The sequence below is a fragment of the Roseburia sp. AF42-8 genome, from assembly GCF_003435965.1.
GTDB classification, from domain to species: Bacteria; Bacillota; Clostridia; order Lachnospirales; family Lachnospiraceae; genus Roseburia_C; species Roseburia_C amylophila.
In genome coordinates, this window is the sequence record NZ_QTVB01000074.1 from 1 (window position 1) to 6,070 (window position 6,070).

At 38.2% G+C, this 6,070-nt stretch carries 8 protein-coding genes; 7 read left to right on the plus strand and 1 reads right to left on the minus strand.

Going from position 1 to position 6,070, the window contains the following annotated elements; genetic code table 11:
* Positions 1 to 134: 134 nt before the first annotated feature.
* The 5 genes from DW059_RS14635 (at position 135) to DW059_RS14655 (ending at position 3,372) form a co-directional block, all read left to right on the plus strand.
* A complete protein-coding gene (locus DW059_RS14635; protein WP_117699278.1) occupies positions 135 to 347 on the plus strand; it encodes a FeoA family protein in 213 nt (70 codons plus the stop codon).
* 19 nt (positions 348 to 366) lie between these two features.
* The gene (locus DW059_RS14640) at positions 367 to 588 is read left to right on the plus strand and encodes a FeoA family protein (RefSeq protein WP_022242378.1); all 222 of its coding nucleotides are present in this window, start codon (positions 367 to 369) and stop codon (positions 586 to 588) included.
* Between the two features lie 161 nt (positions 589 to 749).
* On the plus strand, positions 750 to 2,915 hold the full coding sequence (gene feoB / locus DW059_RS14645) for a ferrous iron transport protein B (protein ID WP_117699279.1): 2,166 nt from the start codon (positions 750 to 752) through the stop codon (positions 2,913 to 2,915).
* Positions 2,916 to 2,943: 28 nt separating this feature from the next.
* A complete protein-coding gene (locus tag DW059_RS14650; RefSeq protein WP_117699280.1) occupies positions 2,944 to 3,081 on the plus strand; it encodes a FeoB-associated Cys-rich membrane protein in 138 nt (45 codons plus the stop codon).
* An 18-nt stretch (positions 3,082 to 3,099) separates the two neighbouring features.
* Positions 3,100 to 3,372 carry a Fur family transcriptional regulator gene (locus DW059_RS14655; protein WP_117699281.1) on the plus strand — a complete coding sequence of 91 codons (273 nt, stop codon included), beginning with the start codon at positions 3,100 to 3,102 and terminating at the stop codon, positions 3,370 to 3,372.
* Between the two features lie 82 nt (positions 3,373 to 3,454).
* On the opposite strand, the gene DW059_RS14660 is transcribed toward DW059_RS14655, so the two are convergent.
* Positions 3,455 to 4,558, minus strand: coding sequence for a CPBP family glutamic-type intramembrane protease (locus tag DW059_RS14660; RefSeq protein WP_117699282.1), 1,104 nt, complete (start codon positions 4,556 to 4,558; stop codon positions 3,455 to 3,457).
* Between the two features lie 391 nt (positions 4,559 to 4,949).
* On the opposite strand from DW059_RS14660, the gene DW059_RS14665 reads away from it, so the two are divergent.
* Together DW059_RS14665 and DW059_RS14670 are read left to right on the plus strand one after the other, a co-directional pair.
* Entirely contained in the window at positions 4,950 to 5,642 is a 693-nt protein-coding gene (locus DW059_RS14665; protein WP_117699283.1) for a hypothetical protein, read from the plus strand.
* An 87-nt stretch (positions 5,643 to 5,729) separates the two neighbouring features.
* Positions 5,730 to 6,070 (plus strand): hypothetical protein (locus tag DW059_RS14670; protein ID WP_147326064.1); only part of this gene is annotated, 341 nt, incomplete at its 3' end.

Sequence of the window (6,070 nt, forward strand, 5' to 3'; positions counted from 1 at the left end):
AAAATGAAAGCAAAAAAATGTTTCTTAATGATAAAATTTTCTCAAAAACGTTCTTGACAACTAATGATAGTTAGAATATACTAACCAATGAAATGAGAAAAAATTAACAATAGCACAATAGAAAAGAGGAGAACATGATGCCTTTATCTATGGTAAAAGAAGGAGAGCCGAACGTAATTAAGAAAGTCGGCGGTAAAGAAGAGACAAGAAGATTTCTTGAAAACCTTGGTTTTGTTGCCGGTGGTACAGTAACAGTAGTATCCGAGGTAAATGGAAATATGATTGTAAATGTCAAAGAATCCAGAGTAGCAATTGGAAAAGACATGGCAAATAAGATTATGGTGTAACAGCCAGAAGGAGGAAATTATGAAGACATTAAAAGAAGTAGCCTGCGGTCAGACCGTAAAGGTGAAAAAGCTGTCCGGAGAGGGACCGGTAAAGAGACGTATCATGGACATGGGTATTACCAAGGGCGTGGACGTTTATGTAAGAAAGGTTGCTCCACTCGGTGATCCGGTAGAGGTGACAGTTCGTGGCTATGAGCTTTCTCTTCGTAAAGCAGATGCAGAAATGATTGAAGTAGAATAAATTTTTTTTGCATATAGGTTAGTAAATGCTAACATAAGGAATGCTAAGCTAACATTGAAACAGCCCGACTAACAAAAGAAATATCGGACTAACAGCATAGAAAGGCTCTATGCAGGAAATTTAAAAATGATAAAAGAAAGAAGAAAAGAGGAGTAAAAAAGATGGCGATTAAAATTGCATTAGCAGGAAATCCCAACAGTGGAAAAACCACATTATTTAATGCTCTGACAGGTTCTAACCAGTTCGTAGGTAACTGGCCGGGCGTAACTGTAGAGAAAAAAGAAGGAAAGTTAAAAGGTCATAAGGATGTAACAATCATGGACTTACCAGGTATCTATTCCTTATCACCATATACACTGGAAGAAGTTGTTGCAAGAAATTACCTGATTAACGAACGTCCGGATGCAATCTTAAATATTGTAGATGGAACCAACATCGAGAGAAACCTTTATCTTTCTACACAGTTAATGGAACTGGGAATTCCGGTTATCATGGCTGTAAACATGATGGACTTGGTAAAGAAATCCGGAGACCAGATACATATCGACAAGCTTTCTAAAAAATTAGGATGCGAAGTAGTTGAGATTTCTGCATTAAAAGGAACCGGAATCATGGCTGCAGCAGAGAAGGCAATCGAAGCTGCAAAACAGAAAGCCGGAGCTCCGGTACATGAGTTCTCGAAAGAAGCGGAGGACATCATCCGCAAAGCAGAAGAAAAATTAGGAAGTGACATTCCGGAAGAACAGAAACGTTTCTTTGCAATCAAACTTCTTGAGAAAGATGATAAGATTGCAGAGCAGATGAAACAGAAAGCAGATGTATCTGCAGAAATCAAAGAAATGGAAGATGCATTTGATGATGATACCGAAAGTATTATCACAAATGAAAGATATGTATATATTTCAAGCATTATTGGTGAGTGTATTACCAAGAATGGCAAGAAAAAACTTTCTACTTCCGATAAGATTGACCGTATCGTAACAAACCGCTGGCTGGCACTGCCAATCTTCGCAGTAGTTATGTGGATTGTATATTATGTATCTGTAACAACAGTAGGTTCCATTTTAACAGACTGGACCAATGATACTCTCTTTGGTGAGTGGATTATCCCGGCAGCACAGAACTTCTTTGAAAATATCGGATGTGCAGACTGGCTGACAGGTCTTATTGTAGATGGTATTATCTCCGGTGTTGGTGCAGTTCTCGGATTCGTACCGCAGATGCTGGTATTATTCATCTTTTTAGCATTCTTAGAGTCCTGCGGTTATATGGCCCGTGTCGCATTTATCATGGACCGCATCTTCCGTAAATTCGGTCTTTCCGGAAAATCATTTATCCCGATGTTAATCGGTAGTGGTTGTGGTGTTCCTGGAGTTATGGCATCAAGAACCATTGAAAATGACAGAGACCGTAAGATGACAATTATGACAACAACATTTATCCCATGTGGAGCAAAACTTCCAATCATCGCATTGATCGCAGGTGCATTATTTGATGGAGCTTCATGGGTTGCACCAAGTGCATATTTCGTTGGTATCGCAGCAATCATCTGCTCCGGTATTATCTTAAAGAAAACAAAGATGTTCGCTGGAGATCCGGCACCATTCGTTATGGAGTTACCGGCATATCACTGGCCAACAGTTGGAAACGTATTAAGAAGCATGTGGGAGAGAGGCTGGTCCTTTATTAAGAAGGCTGGTACCATCATCCTTTTATCAACTATCGTAGTCTGGTTCTTAATGAACTTTGGATGGACAGACGGAAGCTTCGGAATGTTAAACTTTGACGGACTGGAAGGAACCGCGCTGGAAGCTGCTCAGGCAGAATGTATCTTAGCTAAGATTGGTAATGCAGTTGCCTGGATTTTCGCACCTCTTGGATGGGGTAACTGGAAGATGACAGTTGCAGCTATTACCGGATTAATCGCAAAAGAGAACGTAGTAGGAACAATCGGACAGTTATTCGGATTTGCAGAAGTTGCAGAAGACGGAGCAGAAATCTGGGGTAACCTTGCAAGCAGCATGACTGCACTTGCAGCATATTCTTACTTAGTATTCAACTTACTGTGTGCACCATGTTTCGCAGCTATGGGTGCAATCAAACGTGAGATGAACAATACAAAATGGTTCTGGTTCGCAATCGGATATCAGTGTATCCTTGCATATGTTGTATCCTTATGTATCTTCCAGATTGGTTCCTTAATTACAGCAGGAACATTTGGAATTGGAACAGTAGTCGCATTCCTTTTAATCATCGGATTCATTTATCTTTTGTTCCGTCCTTATAAGGAAAGCCAGACATTAAATGTAACAGTAAAAGCAAAATAATCCGCCATAACAGAAAGGAGTGATTACGATGGGTACAGTTATTGTTGGAACTGTAGTTGTAGCAGTCGTTGCACTTATAATTCGAAGCATGGTAAAAGACAAAAAGGCAGGAAAATCACTGCAGTGTGGTGTGAACTGCAAGCACTGTGATGGACATTGCCATTAATCTAGATTGGAGGCAGGCATGACGCAGACGACACAGACCAGAGACAAGATAATCAAGATGCTGAAAGACCGGGGATGCCGGATGACAAAGCAGCGTCGTATTCTTTTGGATATTATCTTAGAAGATAACTGCTCCAGTTGTAAGGAAATTTATTACAGAGCGTCCAAGAAAGACAAAAGCATTGGAACAGCAACCGTATACCGTATGCTCAATGCATTGGAAGAGATTGGCGCAGTTACAAGAAAAAATATAATCATAGTAAATCTGGATGACAAGGCAGAAGAAGCATAGCCCTCGTATCCGAAAAAATTTAAACAATGTAGACAATGTATAAGAAAAGCCCGGAGCAATCCGGGCTTTCCATGTTGAAATTTCACATAAACTGCGCCATCATATCGCTGGAGTAGACCACGCTGAGAAGAACCACAGCAATGGCAGAAAGGATAATTCCTATGATGGAAGTAATCATTCCGGCAGTAGCCATAGAGTTATTATATGGTTTGGCTTTCTTGGAAAGAATTGCTGCAAAAATGCCCACAATACCAAGCCCAATCAGATAGCCGATGCAGGAAAGTACCAGACTGATGATGCCAAGAACAAGAGATACGATGGAAAGCATCTTAGCTTCGTGTTCATCATCATAAATCGGAACGTTGTTGTAGAGCATCTCTAAGCGGATACGTCTTGATTTGCGCAGCATAACAAACATTGGAATTGCCAGCATGATAAATGACAGGGAATTAATTGCAGAGAAAGTATTGATCTGGGACACAATATTTCCGGCATCGAAAATTCCGGTGGAAAGCAGGCTGGCAAAATCAACAAGGGCATGGAAAATGACAAGCATCCAGAAATTGCGGGTAGATGCATATATCGTACAGAATAAAATACCCATCAAAGCAGCGGAGATAACCTGAATCAGCGCACTTGTAAATTTCACTCCGGAAAGAATATTTACAAAATGCATCAGACCAAAGAGGACGCCGCCTAAAACAATGGCACCGGTAATGCCTTTTCTTGTTTTTGGAAAACTGTTCAGTAACAGATTAAAAATGACACCTCGAAAAACCAGTTCTTCTACCAGTCCAACCAGAAAAATAGCAACTATATAGAATATAATTTCCAAAGCAGGTCTTACATTTCCCGCTTTTGATATACTGCAAAGATAAATCTGTGCAATAAGGCTGAACAGACAGTAAACCACAAAGAAGCCGCCGGTATATAAACTTCTGAGCCAGCCGGCAACATTTTCCGTAAAGATACGGGTATAACCAATCACAAAGGTTATAATCAGGAAAACAATCAGAATGATAAATTCTGCGATTGCCTGAAGCAGGTAGTCGTTTTGTTCATTTAATCCCGGAATTTTTCCTAAAACAAAGCCAAGTCCCAACAATAACCCGGTAAAAAGAATAACCGCTACAATAGACAGCACAATTCCAACGGGGGCTGACAGATTTTTAAATTTTTCTTTCATTGTAAAATACCTCTCCTTAGTAAATGAATCAAATATGCGTCCATTATAGCATATATTTCCGGAAGTACATAATGAAATGTAAAAGTTATATAATTCGCTTTTGTGAAAATCCTACAAATACAATAGTGTGTTTTATCTAAATTGCTAATTGACAGAAAAAAAGTGAAATGTTTAAGCTATTAAGTGATTGTTGAGTAAACAATGGGAGTGTGGGCTATGAAAATAACACTTACATCTTTTATAGAATAAGGAAGTTCATATATGTCGGAATTCTCCGGCAAGTATCCCAAATAATTTATAAAACAATTTAATATAACATAATTGCAAAAATAAGTTGGGAGGATTGCCTGTAAAAAACAGGTAGTTCTTCTGATAAAAGAGGAGCTTAAACATGAAGAAAAGGAATGTGGCAGGGTTAATTGTTATAGCATTATTTGTAATCGGAATAGCTGCAGCGCTGATGCAGTATAAAAGAGAACAGACAGCATTGGAACAGCCAGAGGTTGGGGAAGAACCGGAGACAGTAGTATTAAGTGCGGATGAGAATCCGTTCGGAGTAGAGATAAAAAAGATAAATGAAAATTATGACCTGACAAAAAATTATTATAAAAATTATGATAATAAGGGATTGGAGAAATTTGTTATACCTAATGTCACTACAGATGAAAGGTCATACATTATAGCATTAAGGGAATCGGGATATTGTAAATATGGTTATATAGATGAGGAAGATAATATAATAGCAGAAATGACGGAAAAGCAGAAAGAAGATTGGATTGGCAATACAGAGTCGGTTATTCATAAAACAGTATTATCGGCTGATGGAGAAGATTGGTATAAATTTGCTGTATCAGAGAATTATACGATGATTGAAGCTGATGTATCGATTAATGCACATGCTACGAAAGTTATGGATAATATAATGCGTTTGCTGGAGGAGATTGAAATATATCAGATACTTAATGGAAACGATAATTGGTCAGTTAATATAGTGACAAAAGATTTTGAAACGGGGCGAGAACTTTCTAATATCAATTTTCCGAAGGAAGAATGGAATTTGTCAGCAGAAATGTGGGATGAATAAAATGCAGTAACAGAATAATCTTAGTTCATTAAAGATAGGCGAAAGAATTGAAATATAACAATTATATACTTTAGAAGGAAAAGAAAAATGAAAAAGAAAAAAATAGTAGGAATAATCATTATAGCATTATTTGTAATCGGAATAGCTGCAGCGCTGATGCAGTATAAAAGAGAACAGACAGCATTGGAACAGCCAGAGGTCGGGGAAGAACCGGAGACAGTAGTATTAAGTGCGGACGAGAATCCGTTCGGAGTAGAAATAAAAAAGATAAATGAAAATTATGACCTGACAAAAAATTATTATAAAAATTATGATAATAATGGATTGGAGAAATTTGTTATACCTAATATTGCAATAGATGAAAGGACATATATTGCCGAGTTAAGGGAATCAGGATATTGTCAATATGGTTATATAGATGAGGAAGA